Below are 22,881 nucleotides of genomic sequence, written 5' to 3'. Positions count from 1 at the left end.
GATGGGAAAGTTCAAATATGCGGCAAAAGACAATAGCGGGAATGCGGTAACCGGGACCATTGAGGCAAAGAACCGCGCGGAAGTCATAGATATACTCAGGAAAAAAGATGTCATTATAGTTTCGGTCAGCGAACAGGTTTCCGGTTTTAAATTTCCCTCCCTGCTCGGCGGCAAGAAGAAAGTAAAATTGGATGATATAGTGATATTCTCGCGGCAGCTTGCCACTATGGTGGATGCGGGCATACCTCTTGTAGGAGGGCTTGATATTCTCGGTGAGCAGATGGACAACAAGGCCTTTGCCGCCATCGTCGTTAATGTGCGAAGCGACGTGGAGGCGGGCGCCAGCCTTTCAGACGCCATGTCAAAGCAGAAAAACATCTTCTCGTCCCTGTTTGTGAATATGGTAAAAGCCGGCGAATCGAGCGGTATGTTGGACGAGATACTCGACCGACTTGCGGAATACCTGGAAAAGACGAGCTCTCTTCAAAAGAAGGTGAAATCAGCTCTTGTCTATCCGGCTATAGTCAGTTTAATGGCTATTGGTATTACTTTCGTTCTTCTATGGAAGGTGGTGCCTGTATTCAGGACCATATTTGAAGGATTTGGGGCAGAGTTGCCAATGCCGACCCGTATCCTGCTCAGTATCAGCGATGCGCTCCAGAAATTCGCGGCGGTGATATTTATAGGATTGATTGCCGGCGGATTTATGCTTAACAAGTTCCTTAAAACAGAAAAAGGGCGGTTCCGGCTCGATTCATTTATGCTAAAAATGCCGATCTTTGGCATCCTGTTCAGAAAGGTTGCCATAAGCAAATTTACCAGGACTCTCGCTACTCTTATAAAATCGGGTGTCCCAATACTTGCGTCGCTTGAAATAGTCAGCAAAACATCGGGAAATAAGGTAGTTGAAAAGGCCATAGATGATGTTCGAACGAGTGTTAAGGAAGGAGAAAGTATAGCTCAGCCATTGGCAAGGTCAAAGATATTTCCTCCTATGGTTACCAGGATGGTCCTTGTGGGCGAACAATCAGGTCAGTTGGAGAAAATGCTGTCAAAAATAGCCGATTTTTATGATGAACAGGTAGATTCTTCGGTAAGCGCCCTGACAAGCCTTATAGAGCCCCTTATAATAGCATTTTTGGGTATTGTTATAGGGTCGATTGTTATATGTATGTTCCTGCCGATATTCAAAATAACCGCTGTCATGGGAGTGTAGGGTTCCATGGTCTTGACAATAGCTGTATTGTATGGTATATTAATAAAAGAAAGGTTGAGGTGGAGGCAAGTAGGTTTATAGGTATTATATATTAAAATAGGAAAGTTTTATACTTTCCTATACCATAAAAAAGCACCCAATCCTGGGAGAAAGGAAGGTGATATATATGATGATAAAGATGAACAGGAAAGGCTTTACGCTTGTTGAAATTATGATAGTAGTCGCAATTATCGGTCTATTGGCGGCGATAGCCATTCCGAACTTCGTCAGAGCAAGGCAGACTGCGTTGAAGAACGCCTGCATCGGCAACCTGAAGCAGATACAGGGAGCGATCCAGGTGTGGGCCATAGATCAGGGCAAGAACGATACGGATGCCGTAGTGAAGGATACAGACGGCGCTACGATCGGTGTTGTTCCTGATTACCTGAAGAAATGGCCTACATGCGGAACTACTGCGTATGCCACACCTGCAACAGTGGCTGCTGCTCCGGTATGTCCGAATAGCACAACGGGCCACACATTATAAGGTCCGTGTTTGGCTGTAGCACATAATGATACAAGCGACCCCGCGCTTTACATGCAAGGAACTCCTTGCAGGAAAGCGCGGGGTTATTTATTGTAGTTAACCAATGATCTATGATAGACCTACGAGGAGCGATCACTTAAACTCGTCGCACCTCGTAGGTCCTTTTCTCAATATATAAGCACTATAGCTTGACAACTTACCACTATTATGATAAATTATATCAAAAGAAATAATATATATAATAATAATGATCTTCTTCCACCGCAAGTCCTACACTTTGGTAGAATTGATGATAGTGGTCTTAGTGATCGCAATCATCCTCGCAATCGTTGTCCCTAATTATCTCAAAACAGGCAGGGCCGCTGCAAAGAATGCCTGTATAAATAACCTGAAACAGATTGACGGAGCCATTGAACAGTGGGCTCTGGACAATACTATCCAGAGCGGTACGCAGCCTTCGATCGAACAGGAAGAAGTGATCTATGTCTACATCGACGGCGGCAAGCCGGCTTGTCCTTCCAAGGGTGTATATACCATCTATCCTGTCGGAGACAAACCTCAAGTGAGATGCAGTAAAGAGAGCGAGGGGCATACACTGCCATGATACTGCGGCCATTTTTTTTACGCGGCAATAAAGGCCTCACGTTGGTCGAAAGCCTTATCAGTATAGTGCTTCTGGGCACGCTTTTGGTAAGCGTCCTCGGCGCTTTTACCATCTCAAACCTCGGGGCCTCGCGCGCGAGGCACAGGCTTGCGGCGATGAACGTCATCAGCGGTTACATGGAACAGGAATTGCGCGCGGGATATGACGGCGGGATCGGAGGCGAAGCCGATTATTACGAAACGATATCCTCGGCAGATCCGACACCCGTTACGATAGATACTCGGGGTACGGCCGATACGTCCGATGACCTGGTTGGCTCGCTGGTTCCGGATCCTTATTTTCCGGATAATGTGGAAAATGCCGATGGCACGCAGATAACATATATCGGGGTTCCTTTTAAAATCGTCGGCTTCGTCGTAACATGGAATGAAGATATGAACGGCCAGGCATGCAGCGAAAGGGCGGTTTGCTATGTCGCATACCATACGTCTTCCTGACGCCGGGACCGGGCGCGCATTCACTTTAACAGAGCTTTTGACGGCAAGTTTTATCGCCATGTTCATATTTCTGGCGGCATGGTCGATATATGTGATGAGCTGGTCCTGGTTTTACGAGATGTCGCCCCGTATCGAAGCCCAGCGGATCGCGAGGATCGCCCTTTCGGCGATCCGGGAAGGCAGTATGGATGATACGGTTGGGACATTCAGTGTGGGCGCGGTTACATTTAAAAGGAGGAACGGTATAGCTAACGCGATAGCCGAGCCGGATATCCCTTCGCTCCAGAGGATAAATTACGCTCTTGAGCCGGATGGTTCGAACGAAAGGTCTTTTTATCTTGGCATTGATGCCGCATCCGGGCTGAACGCGCTGTATTATATGGATAATGACGGAACTGTCCATGAGATAATGGCCACTATCGGATTGTCGGACCTGAAATTTGAGAAATATTTGGGGTGCGGTAATCTTATCAAAGTCACGGCAACGGTGGAGAAAGATATCGCCGGCACAAGGCCGGGCGGACAGCATATCAAAGCCGAGTACAGCGATATAGTGTCATTAAAGAACGTTGCGAGCTGACAGAGAGTATCATATGAAACATAATAAAGGTTTTGTCATAGTTATAGTCGTCGCGTTTCTTGTAATGCTCGTCCTGATAGCGGGAGTTGTCGTCAGCATGGGGTCCGGCGAGATACTGCAGACGAAGATCGCTAATGATCTTATGTCCGCGCGTTACGCCGCGAGATCAGGCGCTGAGATAATGTATGCCCTGATGAAATCGAAAGAAGGCCAGACTGTTATCTGGCCTCTGGCCGTGCCGTCGGCAGACAGCGTTGTGAAGACGAGAAACGCGGGAGGCCAGACCGTAGGGACATTTACCGCCAGTGCCGATGTAGTTACTACTGATATATTCGGGATAGTGTCAGAGGGGACCGTTAACGGCCGTAAGTCAAGGGTCATAGTGAGGTATGGTTTCGATTCGCCGTTTAACAGCGGTTATCCGCTTGGCTGTATAGGGCCGATGTCCTTATCCGGTGCGAAATTGCTGGGATTCAGGTCATGGGTAAGGGCAGAGGGGCCCCTGGCGAGCGGTTCGACGGTTACGACAAATAATTTTGTGCAGGTATCGGGAGAGACATTGGAGAACCAGAGTTTTTCCGCGCCCTCATTCTGGCTTGGGGATACATACGATACCAATAACGACGGCAGTCTCATAACGGATATAAACAGCGACGGCAGCGTAACCGTCGCGGATATCCCAGAGGGGCAGGAAACGATATTCAGCGCGGACGATGTCAACAGCGACGGCGTGATAAATGATAAAGACGCTTTTACATATTATTATACAACATATCTGGACGATGCCGCTAATAACTCTTTGGGGGTTGACCTTGGGATAACGCCCGGCGAAGAAAATTATTACACAGGCTCCCAGACATTCGATCCATGGAGTGTTCCCGTGGGTACGCCTGTAATATTTGTTGACGGTAGTGTGGATATACTTTTTAGCGATACAGCATGGTGGGGAGGCGACTCGAGCCACACCATCATAGCTACGGGGGATGTCACTGTAGTTCAGCCGACGAACGGCTTGGACGATACGCTGACCATAGTGTCGTATGGCGATGTCAATACCGGCGGCATAAGGGCGTTCGGAGGCGTTAGAGGCAATATTGTCATATACGCTAACGGCGATTTCAACGCATTATTTGGAGGCAGGACAGACGGCGCTATCTTTGCCAAAGGGGATGTGGACATAGACACCGTATTACCCATACCCGGGCTTCTGAACAGGGACATTAACAGAGGCGACGTCGATTGGTCCGATCCGGCGAACTGGCCCCTGGGACTGCCCCCGGGTTATAACAGGATATCTCTTTTGTTCAGGATTAAGAACGAGGCTACGGAATTCGAGCCGATATGGCAGCAGAACTGAGGACCTTATAATATGAAAGACAGGAATCTTGTGTATATAAATACAGCGCTCTTTATAATATTAATAGCATTGGCTGTGTTTTTTATCAGGACGCTTCGTTTCACTTCCGCTAAAGAGACGAAGGCCCCGGCGCGCGCCATAGTGCCGGAAGAGACGGTTCCAGGCGCAGCCATTCCTGCTTATGGGCACAAAGCCGGAACAGGGACGGACCGGACATTGGAAAAGAAAGGGATTCCTCCCGACCTGCAAACCTTATATCAGGATTATCCGGAAGATGACGTCGGTGTAAATATGGTAAAAACTTGGGCCAACGTAAGCCCTGAAGACAAGAAAAAATTTATGGATGGATTGGATAATAAGATCGAAAGCTGCAAAGAGGCGCTTAAAGTGAATCCGTATGATAAGAAGTCTAAAAATTTGCTGGCGATGTCCGAGTCGTTGAAGAAGCTCGTATCGATAGAGTTTAATTATAAGCCCGGCGCGAAGCGCCCAAACGATAAAGCGGCACGATAATGGCGGAAACTCCTTTCGGAAAGACCGGACACGGCCCCAGCGCGAAAAAGATCGTAGGGCTTGATATCGGCAGCTCGTTCGTCAAGGCGGTCGAGGTATCCGGCGGCATTTCGCCGTCATTGATATCCTTAGGGATGAAGAAGGTAAGAGGCGCTTCCCGCATAGAGATGGCAGAAACGGTTACGCGGTTGGTCGAGGAATCGAAATTTTCGGCTAAAGAAGCCAATATCTCCGTCTCGGGTCCGTTTGTCGTAGCGAGATTCGTGACGATGCCGAAGATGAAAGACGATGAGCTGAAGAGCGCGGTAAGGTTCGAAGCGGAAAAGGTCGTACCTTTTAATATAAGCGAGTGTGTTGTGGATTTTCAGGTCCTGCGTACGGACAAGGCCGGGAGCAAGACAGATTTAATACTGGTAGCCGCTAAAAGAGATATGATCGAAGACAGGATAAAGGCAGCGGAGGCTTCAGGCCTGTCGGTGGCGGCAGTAGATGTGGACAGCCTGGCTCTGGCGGGCTCATTTTCCAGGAACAAGGCGGATGCCGCCGCGGATAAGAGTTTTGCGATCCTGAATATTGGCGCCAGGTTCACCAATCTGGCCATAGTGCGGGAAGGCACGGCATATTTTATCAGGGACCTGGCAATAGGCGGCAATGAGTTCAGCGCCGCTATATCAAAGGTCCTGGGCGTGGACAATGCGGCATCCGATAAGATCAAGGAATCACCTCACGACAAACGGCAGTCGATAGTAGATGCGGTGAAACCCGTAGTCAATAATCTTCTCGACGAAGTGAAGTTGTCGTTCAATTATTACGAGAACCAGAACGGCAGGGGCGTCGACGAGATCTATATTTCGGGCGGCAGTTCGGGCCTGGCCGGATTGGAAGACCTGTTTCAGGAATATTTCGGCGTCCGGCCTTTCGCCTGGGATCCGCTCGCATTTTTAGATAAAAGCGCCTCCGGAATAGACGCGAAACTCCTGGAAGGATCGAAAGGTTCTTACGGCGTCGCCGCAGGATTGGCGTTGAGATGAGCGGAAGATATACATTCGCGGCCAGAACAAGGCGTTAACTGCAGAGCGGTAATGCAATAGCCGCTTAAGTATTGCCCCGAGTAAGACAACGGCCTATCGGCCGAGGACAACCACAGGGCTTATGGTACAGATTAATCTATTGCCGCAGGAATACAGGAAAAGAGAACCGGCGTATAAGAAGATCGGCCTGGCCGACCTTAATTTTTTAAAGAATATTCCTGTTATGAACATAGCTATAGGTTTCGTTGCCGTGTTGGCAGTAATGCATATAGCGCTATTCTTTGGCGGCGTATACAGTAAGTCGACGCTTGCCTCGCTATCGATGAAGTTGGAGTCGGTGATGCCTGAAAAGAGATATGCGGAGTCTTTAAAGACGCTTATCCAGCTGAAAGATCAAAAGGTGAGGGCTATTGATGAGCTTGTGGACGGGCGGTTCAGCTGGGCAGCGAAGCTGAACGAATTGAGCGATTCAATGACATCGGGTATCTGGTTGTCCGATTTCGGTTACGAGGAGAGGCAAAAGGAAAAAGCTCCTCCACCGGCGGGCGCAAAGGTAAAAAAAGATACCACAAAGCCGCCGGAAAGCTCTGTGCTCAAATATCTTGTATTGACGGGTTACGCGTCGAGTCTAGGAGGGCAGGGAACGGCGCTTATAGGCAAGTTCATGAGCAGCCTTAAGGATAACGCCTCTTTTTATTCAGATTTTCAGCAGATTGAACTTGTGTCGATGAAAAGCAGCAAGTTCGATGACCAGGAGGTAATGAATTTTAAGATAGCTTGCCTCTTTAACAGCAAAGAATAGAAACCGGATCGCCGGAAAATATGATAAAATTGCCTTTTACATTCGATAAGAACCAGAAACAAACGATGATATTGATCGTCCTGGTATCCGTTATCGCATTCATATTTTATTTGAATTTCCTGCTTGTACCGCAGTTAGTGGGGGTCTTCGGCAGTTTCGTCAAAATGAATGAGGCTCGTTTTGAATTGGCCAAGGCCAAAGAAGACATAGCCAGGATAGACAAACTTAAGAACGACCTGGCGGCCATACAAGAAAAGATGGATCTCTACGAGAAGATGCTGCCTGCCGAACAGCCGATATCCGGTCTGCTTGAGAACCTTAATGCGGTCGCAAAGAGCTCCAATGTAAAGATCACCGCCATAACTCCGAATATCGTAAAAGAGGATAAAGCGCGGAAAGACACCCCTTTTCAGGAGATACCTATCCACATAAGCGCAAAGTCGGGATACCATGAGCTCGGGAATTTTCTTGCCCGCCTTGAGGGTGGCGAAAGATTCATGAAGATAGTCGATATAGCCGTGAAGTCGAACAGCTCCAACCCGAAAAAACATGATATCGAGCTGGTGGTCATGACTTATAAAATGAAGAAGGGCGGCTAACCGCCCGTGAGGTGGATATTTAAATGTTTTTTTTCAGAGCCTGTAAGATCAGCGGTTTAGCCCTCGCGGCGCTTGTGGCGGCCACGTATCTTCATGGCATGGAGGCCATAAGGTACGATGCGCACGGGAGACGTGACCCTCTTGTGCCGCTTGTAGGCCAGGAGAAGAGCGTCACTACGAAACTTAAAGACGTGACGTCGATATATGAGATCAACCTCGAAGGAATAGCTATGGGAGCCGACGGAAAGAGACTGGCCATATTGAACGGAGAGATAATCAGGGAAAGTGAGAAAACGGGGGAGCTTGTGATAAAGAAGATCGGCCCGAACTCTATAATATTACATTTAGACGGTAACGAACATACGGTGAAGTTATCCGAAGAAGGAGGGGTAAAGAGTGAATAATAAAAAGATCTGTCTGGTCGGCTTCTTGACTATTTCTTTATGTCTATTGTTTGATTCCTCGTTGGTGTCGGTCGCGCAGGAAAAGAATTATAAAGAGCCGCCGGTAGAGGAGGCGGTCCCCATCGGCCAGGATCAGGCATATAGGCCCCAGGAGAATGAGATGATGACGCCGGTTGTGGTCCCAGCAGCCGCGGTTCAACCGGAAGAGCCGAAAGAACCCGATGTTCCGGCAGCCAGAGTCGAACCCGGCAACGTGACGGTCAACTTTAAGGGCGCCGATATCAAGACGGTACTGGCGTACATATCGGAAGTCTCCGGAGTGGATATCGTGCCTGCGCCCGATGTAAAAGGCACCATAGACCTGAAATTGACGAATAAGCCATGGAAGACAGCGCTCGATATCATCTTAAGGAACTACGGGTTTGCCTACGAAAGGGAGGGGGATATAATAAGGGTGGTGACTGTCGATAAGCTCAAGGCGGAAGAGCTGACAACACAGGCCTTCAATCTCAATTACAGCAAGTCAAAGGATGTCGCCACATCGATAAAGGATATAGTCAGCGAAAGGGGCAAGGTCACATACGACGAAAGGACCAACACAGTCCTCGTTACCGATATCCCCACTAACATATACAAGATCGGCCAGGTCGTTGAGAGGCTCGACAAACAGACCGACCAGATCCTCATAGAGGCCAGGATAATAGAGACCGCGCTGGATGACAGCGAAAAACTGGGCATTGACTGGAACGTCAAGCTCTCCGTCAGCGGCGCCAAGAGGCCGACAACATTTCCCTTTGACTATTTCAAGATGCCGTTTAACTCGGCGCAGGATAGTATGATATTTTTCCCGCAGGTCTTGAGCTCCAGCCCGTCGACAACGACCACTACCTCGGGCGGAGGCGTAGCTTCGGAAACGGCCAGCGAGTTCCCTGCTAATGGGGGAAAATCAGGGAGTTTCGGATTTCCTTATGCCGGAACAGACCAGTTCACGTTCGGCACTCTTGATTTCAGCCAATTTTCGGCTGTCCTGGAGATGATAAAATCAAGGTCCAACACCGACCTCATATCGAATCCCAGGATTACTACCCTTAACAACAACGAAGCCTTCATTAATGTCGGAAATACGCTTAATATGCCTAAATACGAGAGGAGTTCAACTACCGGAAAGATGGAGATAACGGGGTATGAACCGAAAGATCTTGGCATAATGCTTAAGGTTGTCCCTCATGTCAACGACAAGGATGAGATAGTAATAGACCTGACGCCGCAGATAAGCGACCTGTTGAGATACGATACGCTTGATAAGTCAAGCGGAGTAGTCGCGCCTGTCTTCTCGGTGCGGCAGGCCAAGACGCAGGTCATGGTAAAAGACGGGGACACGATATTTATCGGCGGATTGATAAAGGAGAACATTATCGATACGCGAAAGAAGCTTCCGTTCCTGGGAGACATATTCGGCGATGTGCCGTACTTGGGACTCCTGGTTACTAAGAAAGAGATAACAAAACAGAAGACGGAACTTATTTTCTTTATCACGGTCAATCTTATGAATAAGGGGCGTGTAATCAAGGACCTGCCGGATGTGAACAAGGCTTATGTGCCTATGTATACGATCACTCAGCAGAAAGACGTGACCGCCAAGAAGAGGCCGAATAAAAAATTCTGGTAATATGAAAGTAACGTTTTCCAAGACCGGCAACGCGCGTTTTATTTCGCATCTGGATCTCATGAGGCTTTTCCAAAGGGCGTCCCGGAGAGCGGCGCTTCCGGTAAGCGTGACAAAAGGGTTCAGTCCCCACCTTAAGATAAGTATAACCAGAGCCCTCAAGCTCGGCGTAGAGGGCATGGATCAGGAGGCTGTTTTCCATATGGATAAGAGATTGTCGCCGCAGGAATTTATCGGGAAAATCAATGAACAATTGCCTGAGGGGGTAAGGATTATAAAGGCAGAGGAGACGGTGTAATGCAAAAAGAGATATATATTAATGTGACGCAGCACGAAAAACGCGTCGCTGTCATGGAGAATAAGAGGATAGAAGAGTTTTATATTGAAAGGCCGGACAGCGCGAAAAGCCTGTTCGGCAACATTTACAAAGGCAAGGTCGAATCTGTGTTGCCCGGAATGGGCGCCGCATTTGTAAACATCGGGCTGGAGAAGAACGGATTTTTGTATGTGACCGACGTCGTGTCGGATCCCCTGGGTTACGAGAAACTGCTTGATGGCGGGCCTATAGAGGAAAGCCATGAAAGGGGCGAGCCGAAAAAGCCGCTTCCTTCCATAGGCGAGCTGCTTAAGAAGGGCGATGATGTGCTTGTCCAGGTAGTGAAAGAACCGATAGGCACGAAGGGGCCCAGGCTTACCACTCATGTCAGCATACCGGGGAGGTTCCTTGTCCTCATGCCGTTCGATAACCATATAGGCCTTTCGAGGAGGATCGAATCGAGAGAAGAGCGGGACAGGATAAGGAAGATACTTGAGGAATTGAAGATAGCAAAGGATATGGGCGTGATAGTCAGGACCGCGGCCCAGGGCGCCAGCCAGAAGGATTTTTTCAGGGAGATGAGGTATCTCACCAACCTGTGGCACAATATAAAGTCCAGGGCGAGAAAGGCCAAACCACCGTGCCTTATACACCAGGAATACGATATTATACTGAGAGTGGCCAGGGACATCTTCACCAATGATGTGTCGAAACTGGATATAGACTCAAGAGATGAATTTAAGAGGATATCGAGATTCCTGAAGATCCTTGCCCCGCATCTCAGGCCAAGGCTGAGGCTTCATACGGACAGGATACCTCTTTTCGAGAAGCACGACATCGAGCGCCAGATAGAAAAGATATACAACAGGATCGTGCAGCTGAAAAGCGGCGGATACCTCATATTCGATCAAACGGAATCGCTAGTCGCCATCGACGTCAACTCGGGAAAATTTGTGGGAAAGCGCAACCTCGAGGACACGGCGTTCAAAACTAATATCGAAGCGGCGGAGGAGGTGCCCAGGCAGTTGAAGTTGCGCGACCTCGGCGGGATAATAATTATAGATTTCATCGACATGGAGATCCCCCAGCACAGGAAGACTATATACAAAACTCTGGAAAAGCACCTTGAGGGCGATAAAGCAAAGACTAAGATACTAAACATCTCCAGCATCGGCCTTATTGAAATGACCAGGCAGCGTGTCAGGAAGAGTATAGAGTCGAAGAGCTATCAGAGGTGCCCGTACTGCAGCGGCAGGGGGATTGTCAAGTCTATATCGACGGTGTCGATAGAGCTGTTGCGGAAACTTGAGAGATTTTTGCAGGATTCCCGCAAGAGAGAGGTCTTCGTCTCCCTTCATCCGGAAGTGGCGTATAATATCGCGGCCCCGGAAAAGAACATGATAAGGCCGCTGGAAAGGCGTTTCAGGAAGACTATCCGCGTTATCGAGGATCCCAATCTTCACATAGAGGATATTAAAATTGAGGAAGGGAAAGTATAAACCGTTTTAACGAAATAGGGCCATGTCTTTAACGGGCGTGGCCCTATTTTTATGAAGGGCTTATCCCTCCGGGAGTTCCATGAAAAGGCTTATAATATTATTTTTTGTGATAGGGTTTATCGCGGCGGCAGTCGACGGATACAGGCACTTCAGGTCCGAGTTGCGGACAAATCTCGCGCTTAATACCAGGGTTGCAAGAGTCGTCGATTTTGTTAAAGGCGTCGGCGACCGGGCAGGCGGTCTTATTACCGGAATGAACAGAGAGCAGGAAAAGTTTATCAGGAAAGTGACGAAGTCCGTAAAACTTCCGGATGTCTTGAAAAAAGACGATGAGGATGACGGAATAACTTTATACCTCAAACACGGAGGGGTGATAAACGGCAGATTGCTGGAAAAGAAAGCCGATGAATATATTGTGGAATGGGATAACGAGAAATTTGCAGTGAGCGCCAAACAGGTGGTCCGGGAAGAGCGCAAGAGCCGGAAGGAGGCCCAGTGGCCGTATAAGAACGACATTGTCGCGAAGAGGACCAACGGCGTGGTCCTCGACGGAAAGATAACGGATATAACGGGTGATGAGATGACGATGTCTTTTGATGAAGGCGGCGGCGGACTCGAGATGACCGTAAAACGCGCCGATATCGACTACCTTATCTTCGCTCCCGCCCTGAATAAAGAATCCGACGATATAGAGAGACGCCTGAAGGAGCAGTTCCCCAAGATGAAGATGTATAAAGAAGGGGACATAGTGCTATTCTCCGATTCTTACGCAAAATCGATCGACCTTTATGTCAAGACGGTCAGGCAGGCTCATACCGATATCTATTTCAAGTTCTTCAAGATATTTAAGGGTAGGACCGCCGGGTGCCAGAATTTTCTGGTCATGTTCGATGACATAGAAGATTACTGGACATATGCGATTACGGACGGTGTGCCCGGATGGCTTGTAGTAGGCTATTTTAGTCCGCTGAACAAAGTGCTTTATACGTATAACGGGTTCGGCAATAGGATGGAGAAATGGGTCCTTGAGATAGTGGAAGGCCAGACCGGCGCCTTCAATAAAGAGGTGATAGACAAGGTGAAAGATAACGTGGTTAAGAGTTACCACATCTTTCTCGAAGGCCAGGCGAAGGAATTTACGGACATATTCTGGGAGATGCACAGTATATATAAGAGCGAACTTCTTTACGGGTCCCTTGATGTCCTGCGCCATGAATTTACCCACGAGGTATTCCATAATTACGGCCTGCAGAGTATCGTGATAATGAAACCCGATATGGACGACAAGAAATTGGCGGAAAAGAAGAAAGAGCTGATGGCGGAGAAAGACTGGAAGAAGAAGAAAGAGATCCTGGAAGAGATCATGAAGATCAGGAGGGAGACATCGAAGGACCTTGAGAAGATCAAGAGAGAGGATATTATAAACGAATCGAGCGCCCAATCCTGGCTGAATGAGGGGATCGCGACTTACTGCGGGACCGATCCGATCGGATCCGTCGACGAAGAATGGCTCTTCTCATACCAGGAAGCGGTGAGGAAGAATGAGCTCAACCCGATAGAGTTCCTTACCAATTTTAAGATAGGTAGTTTTGTGGGCCTGGTCAACAAAGCGGCGTTTGCCTCTTACGGCGAGAGCTGGGCATTTACCTCTTTTCTCATGAACAGGTACCATGAGCAGTTCATGGATTATCAGGTCAAGATGAGCGAACGCATGGACGCGAAGAAGAAGGGCAGGGATAGCGGCGCCGATGATCTTAATATATTGCTTGGCTGTCTTGGAAAAGACCTTCCTGCGCTGGAAGAGGAATTCAGGGAATATATGGGTTCTTACGCCAGGGTCGAAGACCCGGATGTGAAGAGATATATGAGATATCATGATGTTTGGGAAAAATTGATGCAATTTACCACTATAGGGCGACATATCAGCACGCGCCATGCGGAAGAGCCCTGAGAGTGAGCCGGAATGGGGGCCTCCCTTTTTCCCTTGACGGAGTAATCGGCGCTGTGATATATTAATCGTCCTAAACGGGGTATTTCGGATGTAGTCCCTCGTTACCATGAGTGAGATTACAGCTCCTCGGGACGATTTGCCCCGGGTGAGATTACAGCAAATCGGGGGGTTCTATGTACGCAGTGATAGAGACAGGCGGTAAGCAATACAAAGTAGCCAAGAACGACATAATCCTGGTTGAGAAACTGGCCGCTAAGAAGGGCGGCGAGGTAAAGCTTAACACGGTATTGATGGTAAAGGACGGCAACTCGCTCCATATAGGGAACCCTCATGTTAAGGGATCTCATGTGGTGTGCGAGGTCCTTGGCATGATAAGACAGGATAAGGTAGTCGCGTTTAAATACAAAAAGCGCAAGAGCGAGAAGAAGAAGATAGGCCACAGGCAGAATGTCCTGAAGCTGAAGGTTAAGGAAATAGAAGCAGGAAAAGGGAGCTAGTAACGTTACGTAACCTTAATGAACCTTACATAACATTACGTAACATTTGAATTGAAAGGACTGACAACATGGCTCACGTAGTTAACGGCAGAGACAGCCAGCCGCAGACGTTAGGCGTAAAGAAGTACGGGAACCAGTCTGTGAAGGCCGGCAATATCATATTGAGGCAGCGCGGTTTCGTCTTTAAGGCCGGCAGGAACGTAGGTATCGGCAGGGACGGCACGCTATTCGCGTTGGTCGACGGCAAGGTTAATTTCACTCCGGGCAAGATCGTCAATATTGTAAAAGCCTCCAAGTAACGCAATGTTTATAGACGAAGTCAGGATATATGTCAAAGCCGGTGACGGCGGTGACGGCTGCAACAGCCTGTACCGGGATATAATCAACAGGAAAGGCAGGCCTGACGGCGGATTTGGCGGCGACGGCGGCGATATAGTATTCGAGGCCGATCCCAACATCCACACCTTACTAGATTTCCAATTCAGGCAGCACTTCAAAGGCAACTCCGGCACTCACGGAAGCTCTAACCATAAAAAAGGGCGCAGAGGCGAGGATGTCCGCATAAAGGTCCCGGCAGGCACATTGATAAAAGATGCCGTTAAGGGGCTCGTATTGAGGGACCTCGTTAATAACGGCGACAGCGTTATCATAGCCAGGGGCGGCAAGGGAGGGAAAGGGAACTCGAGAGGCCGCGAGGCCGAGCCCGGCGCTCAGGGCGAAGAGAAGACCATTTTGCTGGAATTAAAACTCATGGCCGACGTAGGGATAGTAGGCTATCCTAATGCCGGCAAATCGACGCTCATCTCCAAGATCTCCAGCGCAAGGCCCAAGATAGCAAATTACCCGTTCACGACGAAAGAACCGAATCTGGGCGTCGTAAGGCTTTATGAAGATTACAGCATCGTAGTTGCCGATATACCCGGTTTAATAGAAGGCGCCCATAAAGGCAAGGGCCTCGGCCATAAGTTCCTGAGGCACATAGAGCGGACCAAGATACTGGTGCACCTCGTGGATATCTCCGCTATCGACGGAAGAGACCCGTACGAAGATTATATAAAACTTAACGAAGAATTGAAGCAATATTCAAAAGAGCTTGCGAAAAAGACGCAGGTTATAGCGCCGAATAAGATAGATTGTCCGGAGAGCAAGGCCAATCTGGCGGCGTTTAAAAAGAGGTTTGGCCGCAGGAAGTTGTTCCCTATATCGGCCGTTGCCGGGGATGGGATAAAGGAACTGCTTAACGAAATATGCAAAAGGCTCAAGGAAGCGTCTAAAGATGAAAGAGTGTAGCAGGATAGTCATAAAGGTCGGAACAAAAGTCATAACGTCCAAGGACAGGGCTCTTGACAAGGACAAGGTGAAGGATCTTGTCCGGCAGATATCGGATATCCAGGATAAGGGTGTAAAGGTGCTCCTGGTGACGTCTGGAGCGATCGGGGCGGGCATGTGGCTTCTTAACATTAAAAAGCGGCCCGTTGACCGCATCGCCGAGCTTCAGGCCGCGGCTTCCATAGGCCAGGGCTATCTCATGCACCTTTACAGCGAATATTTTAAGGATAGGGGTTATCTTGTAGGGCAGATACTTCTTACTCAAGAAGATTTTAACGACAGGAAAAGATATCTTAATATAAAGCATACGGTAGATGCCCTGCTGAAACATAACGTCATTCCCATAATCAACGAGAACGATACGGTCGCGACCGACGAGATAAGATGCGGCGACAACGACAGGCTCTCAAACCTGCTCGGCGACTTATGCCAGGCCGATAAGCTTATTATCCTGACGGATGTCGACGGGCTGCTGGACCAGGATGGCAATGTGATAAGCGCGGTCGACGAGATAACGCCCAGGATATTGAAATTGGCAGGGGCCAGTTCCTGCGACCTCGGAACGGGCGGGATGTCGACGAAGCTGGAATGCGCGAAGAACAGCGCCCAGGCCGGGATAGAATGCGTTATAGCAAACGGTAAGAAGAAAGACGTCCTTCTAGGGATAATGTCAGGTGAAGACGTCGGGACAGTCTTCGGACGCAGGGAGAAGAGGTTTATTGCCAGGAAGAGATGGATAGGTTTTTCTTCGAAGCCAAAAGGTACTCTGCGCATAGATGACGGCGCACGAGAAGCTCTGAAGAAGAAAGACAAGAGCCTGCTCGCATCGGGCGTGTCCGCTGTCAGCGGCCATTTCGTTTCCGGGGACGTGGTCAGCATAGTAGATAACGCCCTCGTCGAAATAGGCAGGGGCGTCGTAAACTATTCATCGGCAGAGTTGTCGAAGATAAAAGGTATGAAGACGGCGCAGTTCAAGGCCGCTCTGGGCTATAAAGGTAAGGACGAAATTGTACACAAAGATAACCTGGTGATACTATAATAATATTATATGGCAAAAAATAACGATATAAAAAGATTGTGTGAAAAGGCTAAGGCTTCTTCCAGAGCCCTTGCGCTTGCGAATACGAAGTCCAAAAATAGGGCGCTTGAGGCTATGGCCGCGGCGTTGGTAAAGAACGCGAGATTCGTTATTTCCCGGAATCGTAAGGATCTGGCCATGGCCCGCGCAAAAAAAATGTCTTCCGCGCTTATAGACAGATTGACGCTTACGGACGCGAGGATAAGGTCGATGGCAGATTCGCTTTTGAAGATATCGAAGCTTAAGGATCCCGTCGGAGATATCATAGATACCATAAGAAGGCCTAACGGCCTCCTGATAAAGAAGGTCAGGGTCCCTATAGGCGTCATTCTTATCATCTATGAGTCGAGACCTAATGTTACCAGCGATTGTATCGGGTTGTGTTTGAAGTCCTCTAACGCTGTCATACTGCGCGGCGGCAGCGAGTCGCTTAATTCTAACATAGCGATATTCGACGTCCTGCGGAAGGCGCTTGTTAAATGCAATATACCTGCGGACTCGATATCGATGATCAAGGATAAGGACAGGGGCCTCGTCGATCGGCTGCTTAAACAGGAAGGCCTGATAGACCTTGTCATACCAAGAGGCGGAGAGTCTTTGATAAGGGAAGTTACGAGAAATTCGAGGATACCGGTCATCAAACATTACAAAGGCGTGTGCCATACCTATGTCGATGAAAGCGCTGATCTCAAGATGGCGGAAGAGATATGCTATAACGCAAAGGTCCAAAGGCCCGGGGTATGCAACGCCATGGAATGCATGCTTGTGAATAGGAAGATCGCCGGCAGCTTCCTCCCCAAAATGATAAGAAGGCTCAAAAATTCCGGTGTCGAGATAAGGGGCTCTAAAGAAGTCAAAGATCTGGTAGACTGCGTGAAACTGGCTACAGAGGATGACTGGTACAGGGAGTATCTGGATCTGAAACTCTCGGTAAAGGTGGTCAGGGATGTGGATGAGGCCATCCGGCATATAATGAAGTACGGCTCATACCATTCCGACGCCATAGTCACGAGGAACAAGGCCAGAGCGGATAAGTTCCTGCGGGAAGTGGATTCAGCCTGCGTCTATGTCAATGCGTCGACGCGTTTTACCGACGGCGGCGAATTCGGCAAAGGCGCGGAGATGGGCATATCTACGGATAAGATACACGCCAGAGGGCCCATGGGACTTGAGGAACTGACGTCATATAAGTATGTGGTGTACGGCAGCGGGCAGGTGAGAAAGTAGTTGTAAGTTATAAGTTATAAGTTATAAGTTGTAAGTTATAAGTTATAAGTTATAAGTTATATACAATTCGCTTACAACTTACGACTTACAACTTATAACTATAATGGAGTTAGCTATGAGAATAGGTATACTCGGCGGCACATTCAATCCTATACATATGGGGCACCTGATATTGGCTGAAGACGCCCTCCATAAGATAAAGCTCGATAAGGTCATATTCGTCCCTGCTTTTATACCACCGCACAAGAATATGGATGTGAAGATACGGCCGCAGGACCGACTGAAGATGGTCGAGCTTGCCATCGAGGGCAATCCCGCCTTTGAAGTATCCACTTTTGAGATCGATTCCAAGAAAAAATCGTATTCAATAGATACATTAAAGGAGTTCAGGAGGATCTACGGGGATAAAGCGCAGCTATATTTCATAACAGGCTCGGACTTGCTGAAAGACCTATTTTCGTGGAAGGATATAGACGGTATATTCAAGATGTCGAAGTTCATAGTGGCCAACAGGCCCGGATATCCGGTGAAAGAGGTCCCCGAGGACGTTGAGACCGTTGTCATAACCCCGATAGAGGTGTCTTCAGAAGACATAAGGAAACGCCTGAAAGAGGGCAGGTCCATAAGGTATCTGGTCCCGGCAAAGGTAAGGGACTACATATTGGAGGGTAAGCTATATACTTAAAGGGACAGAATATTCTCTATTCCCCTTGACCGGGAGAGTTTTTTAGTGTATAATTCATTCAAATATTTAAGGAGGTGAATTAAATGGCAGAAATCGGATATTGCGTAAAGTGTAAAGCGAAGAAAGATATGAAGGACACCCAGAAAGTCACAATGAAAAATGGAAGACAGGCTATGAAGGGCAAATGCTCGTCTTGTGGCACTGGTATGTATAAGATAATGAAGTAATCTTAATAGATAATCCCGCAGCTTAAGAAGGGGTAAGTCATAAATTCCAAGGCAAAAGCGCTGGTTGTGGCCGGCGCGGCTTCTGATAAAAAAGCGCTCGACACAGTTTTGATAAAGATGAATAAAGTGTCGAGCGTTTGTGACTATTTTGTTATAACAAGCGGCGCTTCAACTACTCAAGTTCGGGCTATAGCCGACCATATCATAAAGGTTTTAAGGGATAAAGGCGAAAAGCTCAGGCGGTCGGAAGGTGAGAGGGAAGCGTTATGGATAGTTCTCGATTCCGGCGACGTTGTTGTGCATGTATTCCTGGAAGAGACGCGCCGCTTTTATGACCTGGAACGACTCTGGCGCGACGCGCCCAAAGAGCGCTTCAGGGAACTGACCGCCTCCAAAGCCCGAAAAATCCCCGCAAAGCGCCGCGCTCCGGCCGCAAAGAAGAAGGTCTCTCGCAAAAAAAAGAAGGCCAGAAAGAAATAAGCGAATAATAGATTATGCGCCATGGTGAGATCGAAAAGAACGTTATTTCCCTTTTAGAAAGAGCCGCAAAAGAAGTTTTTGTGGATCTGGACCTGAGCCTTCCTCTAGCCCACGAGATAAAACCCGAGATAGAGATACCTAAAGACAAGCAGAACGGCGACCTTTCGTCGAATGTAGCTATGAAGGCCTCCAAGTTCGCTCGCGGCTTGAAACCGATGGAACTGGCCGATGTAATAAAGTCCAAGCTGGAGCAGGATATCGCTACATTCCGCCTTAAAGGCATAATAGAACGCATCGAAACGAAGGCTCCGGGGTTCATCAATTTCTTTTTCAGCAAAGAATATCTCTGCAAAGTCCTCCTTGAGATAAAGAGAAAGAGGCACAATTTCGGCAAGGCCAGTGTAGGCAGAGGGATAAAGCTGCAGGTGGAGTTCGTCAGCGCCAACCCGACAGGCCCTTTAACAATCGCGCACGGAAGACAGGCCGCTATAGGGGACAGCCTCGCCAACATCCTCGATTTTCTCGGTTATAAAGTCACCCGCGAATATTACCTGAACGATGAGGGCACCCAGATGGATATACTGGGCAAGTCCATACACTCCCGTTACCTTGAACTCTTCGGCGGTACAGAAGCATTTCCTTCAGACGGTTATAAAGGTTCCTACGTATCGGATATCGCCAGGGCATTCAAAAAAAAATACGGAAAGAGATTCGCCGGGACGACAGATATTAAGGTCTTCAGGGAATTCGGTCTGCGCTGGATATTGAATGACATAAAGCGCGACCTTAAAGATTTCGGAGTGAAATTCGACGTATGGTACAGCCAGAAGTCCCTGAGAAGGTCGGGCAAGGTAGAGAAGGCAATAGGGTTGTTGAAGGAGAAGGGGTATATATACGAAAAAGACAACGCCGTCTGGTTCAAATCGACCGAGTTTGGCGATGATAAGGACAGGGTCGTATTTAAATCCGACGGCTCCGCGACATATCTCGCCCCCGACATAGCCTTTCACCTGGAAAAATACAGGAGAGGTTTCAAGAAGATAGTCGATATATGGGGGCCGGACCATCACGGCTACATACCCCGTATGAAGGCGGCCATAAGGGCGCTGGGTTTTTCCGAAGACTCCCTCTCTGTGCTGATCGTCCAGCTTGCGACCCTTTATAGGAGCGGACAGGTGGTATCCATGTCAACCAGGGCCGGCGAATTTATCACATTGCGCGAGGTGATGGATGAAGTCGGCAAGGACGTCTCCAGGTTCTGTTTTATAATGCGCAGGATATCGAGCCATCTCGATTTCGATCTAGATGCAGTCAAGAAAGAATCATCCGAAAACCCGGTTTACTATATACAGTACGCGCACGCGCGCATATGGTCTATTATGGAATACGGTAAGTCAGCCCATCTGGCGGCGAAGTTCGATTCAAAACTGCTGGTGGAGCCGGAAGAGATGGACCTGATAAGACTATTGCGGCAGTTCCCCTGGATAGTGAACATGAGCGGTAAATTACTCGATCCGTACGTCGTGCTGCAATACCTTCAGGACGTGGCTGCTGTGTTCCATTCCTTCTATACCAAACACAGGGTCGTAAGCGATGACCACAGCCTGGCAAAATCCAGGCTGGTGCTTGTGGATTGCGTAAGGATAGTCCTTGCAAACGGGCTTCGTTTGCTCGGCGTCTCTCTCCCTAAGAAGATGTAGTGTGACCGCTAAAAATGATTCCTTTGTGTAATGTTTGATGTGTAATGTGTAAAGTGGGTGTAAGGGTTAATTGTGTAATGGAAGAGAATTTTCCATTACACATGCATACATTACACCGGCATTACACATTACACTTTACACATTAAACAAAGGTGTTTCCTGCATGATATATGTTTGACTCAATAAAAATCCGCGTCGATGAGAACGATATTGATATCGAATCTCTTGCCGCAAGGCTCGTAGAGTTCGGTTACCGCGCCTGCAAGAGAGTCGCCGAGGAAGGCGACTTTTCCCGTATCGGGGACTCCCTGACTATATATCCCGTAACGTTCGAATACCCGCTCAGAATCGAATTTTCGCATGACAAAGTCGGCAAGATAAGGAGTCTCGACCCGCTCACGTATGAGATCGTCGAGGAGCATAACGTAGCCATCATACTGCCGATAAAAGGCATATCCAGGAGGAAGATAAGGAAGCGGTCTGAAGAAACCGAAGAAGAATCGCCCATAGACAACTTCGTCGATATTGACTCCGGCGATTACGTCGTCCATATAGACCACGGTATCGGGAAGTACCTTGGCCTGGAGAGGCTAAAAACAGCCGGTAAGTATGTCGAGCACTTAGTCATAGAATATGCCGGCGGCGATAAGCTCTATGTTCCGTTCGAAGACCTTGATAAAGTGCAGAAATATCTCGGGTTTGAAAAGCGCCTCCCGAAGACCCATAAGCTTGGCGCCAAGCTGTGGAAGCGCGCGAAAGAGAACGCGAAGAAGGGTATCCATCAGGTAGCTGTCGAGCTTTTGGAACTGCAGGCAAAACGCTCGACGGTCTCGGGATTCAAATTCTCGGCTGATACCGACTGGCAGAAGGAGATGGAGAAGAAATTCCCGTACAAAGAGACTCCCGACCAGGCGCGTTCTACGATGGATGTTAAAAAAGACATGGAATCCGCGAAACCGATGGACAGGCTTTTGTGCGGCGACGTCGGATACGGGAAGACAGAAGTCGCTATCAGGGCCGCGTTCAAGGCCGTCATGGACAATAAACAGGTCGCGATACTCGTTCCCACGACGATATTGGCCGAGCAGCATTTTAATACATTCAGCGGCAGGATGAAGGATTTCCCCGTAACGGTGGAGATGTTGTCGAGGTTCAGGACGGATAAGGAACAGGGGGCCATAATAAAAGGCATATCCGACGGCACCGTCGACATAATAATAGGAACGCACCGCCTCCTTTCCGGCGACATCTCTTTCAAAGACCTGGGGCTTGTGATAATCGACGAGGAGCAGCGTTTCGGCGTCCATAATAAGGAATATCTTAAGAAACTCCGTTTCAGCGTGGATGTCCTTACGCTTACGGCTACCCCGATACCGAGGACGCTTTATCTGGCCCTTATGGGCGGCAGAGACATATCCGTCATTAACACGCCGCCGTCGGAGAGGCTTCCCGTAGAGACGGTTGTCACGCACTACGACGACGCGTTGATAAAGCAGGCCGTCATGAGGGAGAAGAAGAGGTCGGGGCAGATATTTTTCGTAAATAACAGGATAAAGGGCATAGAGCTTCTCGCTAAATCGGTCGCCGGCCTGGCGCCCGGCGTAAGCATATCGGTGGCCCACGGCAGGATGCCGGAGAAAGCCCTGGAAGATACGATGATGAAATTTATCAACGGCAAGATCGACTGCCTCGTATCGACCACCATCATCGAATCGGGCATAGATATACCTAACGCGAATACGATAATAATCAACAGGGCCGACGCCTTCGGCCTTTCAGAGCTGTACCAACTGCGCGGCCGAGTCGGGAGGTTCACGAAAAAGGCCTACGCCTATCTATTGATACCGAAAAAATTCGTTATGAGCGCGGAATCCCAGAAGAGGCTATACGCGATAAAGAAGTTCCAGGAGCTGGGGAGCGGCTTTAAGCTTGCTATGGAGGACCTGCAGATAAGGGGCGCTGGTAACCTCTTAGGGTTAGAGCAGCATGGTTATATTAACGCCGTAGGATTTGACCTGTACTGCAGGTTCCTGAAATCGGCTATCGACGGATTAAAACATGGCAAGGCAAAGTAAGAGCGGAACATCCTTGAAGAAA

The 22,881-nt window shown here is 48.7% G+C and carries 25 protein-coding genes; all 25 read left to right on the top strand.

Going from position 1 to position 22,881, the window contains the following annotated elements:
* Nucleotide 1: 1 nt before the first annotated feature.
* Nucleotides 2-1,216, top strand: coding sequence for a type II secretion system F family protein (locus WC592_01825; protein ID MFA4981196.1), 1,215 nt, complete (start codon nt 2-4; stop codon nt 1,214-1,216).
* Between the two features lie 166 nt (nt 1,217-1,382).
* On the top strand, nt 1,383-1,742 hold the full coding sequence (locus WC592_01820; GenBank protein MFA4981195.1) for a prepilin-type N-terminal cleavage/methylation domain-containing protein: 360 nt from the start codon (nt 1,383-1,385) through the stop codon (nt 1,740-1,742).
* A 247-nt stretch (nt 1,743-1,989) separates the two neighbouring features.
* Nucleotides 1,990-2,346 carry a prepilin-type N-terminal cleavage/methylation domain-containing protein gene (locus tag WC592_01815; GenBank protein ID MFA4981194.1) on the top strand — a complete coding sequence of 119 codons (357 nt, stop codon included), beginning with the start codon at nt 1,990-1,992 and terminating at the stop codon, nt 2,344-2,346.
* Entirely contained in the window at nt 2,343-2,843 is a 501-nt protein-coding gene (locus tag WC592_01810; GenBank protein ID MFA4981193.1) for a type II secretion system protein, read from the top strand. The genes WC592_01815 and WC592_01810 overlap by 4 nt, the downstream gene beginning before the upstream one ends.
* Nucleotides 2,818-3,423 (top strand): hypothetical protein, encoded by a 606-nt coding sequence (locus WC592_01805; GenBank protein MFA4981192.1) that lies wholly within the window; start codon nt 2,818-2,820, stop codon nt 3,421-3,423. The genes WC592_01810 and WC592_01805 overlap by 26 nt, the downstream gene beginning before the upstream one ends.
* Nucleotides 3,424-3,436: 13 nt before the next feature.
* Nucleotides 3,437-4,780 (top strand): hypothetical protein, encoded by a 1,344-nt coding sequence (locus WC592_01800; protein MFA4981191.1) that lies wholly within the window; start codon nt 3,437-3,439, stop codon nt 4,778-4,780.
* 12 nt (nt 4,781-4,792) lie between these two features.
* Complete coding sequence (locus tag WC592_01795) at nt 4,793-5,293, top strand: hypothetical protein (GenBank protein ID MFA4981190.1); 501 nt, start codon at nt 4,793-4,795, stop codon at nt 5,291-5,293.
* Nucleotides 5,293-6,324, top strand: coding sequence for a type IV pilus assembly protein PilM (gene pilM / locus WC592_01790; GenBank protein MFA4981189.1), 1,032 nt, complete (start codon nt 5,293-5,295; stop codon nt 6,322-6,324). The genes WC592_01795 and pilM overlap by 1 nt, the downstream gene beginning before the upstream one ends.
* Nucleotides 6,325-6,445: 121 nt before the next feature.
* Entirely contained in the window at nt 6,446-7,126 is a 681-nt protein-coding gene (locus tag WC592_01785; GenBank protein MFA4981188.1) for a hypothetical protein, read from the top strand.
* 20 nt (nt 7,127-7,146) lie between these two features.
* Nucleotides 7,147-7,725 (top strand): type 4a pilus biogenesis protein PilO, encoded by a 579-nt coding sequence (gene pilO / locus WC592_01780; GenBank protein ID MFA4981187.1) that lies wholly within the window; start codon nt 7,147-7,149, stop codon nt 7,723-7,725.
* A gap of 23 nt (nt 7,726-7,748) precedes the next feature.
* Nucleotides 7,749-8,129 carry a hypothetical protein gene (locus tag WC592_01775; GenBank protein MFA4981186.1) on the top strand — a complete coding sequence of 127 codons (381 nt, stop codon included), beginning with the start codon at nt 7,749-7,751 and terminating at the stop codon, nt 8,127-8,129.
* Nucleotides 8,122-9,798: a secretin N-terminal domain-containing protein gene (locus WC592_01770; protein ID MFA4981185.1), complete on the top strand. Its 1,677-nt coding sequence runs from the start codon at nt 8,122-8,124 to the stop codon at nt 9,796-9,798. The genes WC592_01775 and WC592_01770 overlap by 8 nt, the downstream gene beginning before the upstream one ends.
* A 1-nt stretch (nt 9,799) precedes the next feature.
* Nucleotides 9,800-10,093, top strand: a complete 294-nt coding sequence (locus WC592_01765; protein ID MFA4981184.1) for a TIGR03936 family radical SAM-associated protein — start codon at nt 9,800-9,802, stop codon at nt 10,091-10,093.
* Nucleotides 10,093-11,610: an Rne/Rng family ribonuclease gene (locus WC592_01760; GenBank protein MFA4981183.1), complete on the top strand. Its 1,518-nt coding sequence runs from the start codon at nt 10,093-10,095 to the stop codon at nt 11,608-11,610. Before WC592_01765 ends, WC592_01760 begins: the two co-directional genes overlap by 1 nt.
* Nucleotides 11,611-11,689: 79 nt before the next feature.
* Nucleotides 11,690-13,561: a hypothetical protein gene (locus WC592_01755; GenBank protein ID MFA4981182.1), complete on the top strand. Its 1,872-nt coding sequence runs from the start codon at nt 11,690-11,692 to the stop codon at nt 13,559-13,561.
* 173 nt (nt 13,562-13,734) lie between these two features.
* Complete coding sequence (gene rplU, locus WC592_01750) at nt 13,735-14,058, top strand: 50S ribosomal protein L21 (protein ID MFA4981181.1); 324 nt, start codon at nt 13,735-13,737, stop codon at nt 14,056-14,058.
* Between the two features lie 68 nt (nt 14,059-14,126).
* Entirely contained in the window at nt 14,127-14,357 is a 231-nt protein-coding gene (locus tag WC592_01745; protein MFA4981180.1) for a bL27 family ribosomal protein, read from the top strand.
* A 4-nt stretch (nt 14,358-14,361) separates the two neighbouring features.
* Nucleotides 14,362-15,348 (top strand): GTPase ObgE, encoded by a 987-nt coding sequence (gene obgE / locus WC592_01740; protein MFA4981179.1) that lies wholly within the window; start codon nt 14,362-14,364, stop codon nt 15,346-15,348.
* Nucleotides 15,335-16,426, top strand: coding sequence for a glutamate 5-kinase (proB, locus tag WC592_01735; GenBank protein ID MFA4981178.1), 1,092 nt, complete (start codon nt 15,335-15,337; stop codon nt 16,424-16,426). The genes obgE and proB overlap by 14 nt, the downstream gene beginning before the upstream one ends.
* Before the next feature lie 9 nt (nt 16,427-16,435).
* Nucleotides 16,436-17,692 (top strand): glutamate-5-semialdehyde dehydrogenase, encoded by a 1,257-nt coding sequence (locus WC592_01730; GenBank protein MFA4981177.1) that lies wholly within the window; start codon nt 16,436-16,438, stop codon nt 17,690-17,692.
* Between the two features lie 115 nt (nt 17,693-17,807).
* Nucleotides 17,808-18,377 carry a nicotinate-nucleotide adenylyltransferase gene (gene nadD / locus WC592_01725; protein MFA4981176.1) on the top strand — a complete coding sequence of 190 codons (570 nt, stop codon included), beginning with the start codon at nt 17,808-17,810 and terminating at the stop codon, nt 18,375-18,377.
* 83 nt (nt 18,378-18,460) lie between these two features.
* Nucleotides 18,461-18,604 carry a DUF5679 domain-containing protein gene (locus WC592_01720; protein ID MFA4981175.1) on the top strand — a complete coding sequence of 48 codons (144 nt, stop codon included), beginning with the start codon at nt 18,461-18,463 and terminating at the stop codon, nt 18,602-18,604.
* A 66-nt stretch (nt 18,605-18,670) separates the two neighbouring features.
* A complete protein-coding gene (gene rsfS / locus WC592_01715) occupies nt 18,671-19,084 on the top strand; it encodes a ribosome silencing factor (GenBank protein MFA4981174.1) in 414 nt (137 codons plus the stop codon).
* A 14-nt stretch (nt 19,085-19,098) separates the two neighbouring features.
* On the top strand, nt 19,099-20,784 hold the full coding sequence (gene argS, locus WC592_01710; protein ID MFA4981173.1) for an arginine--tRNA ligase: 1,686 nt from the start codon (nt 19,099-19,101) through the stop codon (nt 20,782-20,784).
* A 170-nt stretch (nt 20,785-20,954) separates the two neighbouring features.
* On the top strand, nt 20,955-22,859 hold the full coding sequence (gene mfd / locus WC592_01705; GenBank protein ID MFA4981172.1) for a transcription-repair coupling factor: 1,905 nt from the start codon (nt 20,955-20,957) through the stop codon (nt 22,857-22,859).
* Nucleotides 22,860-22,881: the final 22 nt, after the last annotated feature.

The organism is Candidatus Omnitrophota bacterium (assembly GCA_041648975.1).
Classification (GTDB): domain Bacteria; phylum Omnitrophota; class Gorgyraeia; order 2-01-FULL-45-10; family 2-01-FULL-45-10; genus JAQUSE01.
Note: the sequence above shows the minus strand (reverse complement) of the source record. Positions and strands in the feature narration are given on the sequence as shown.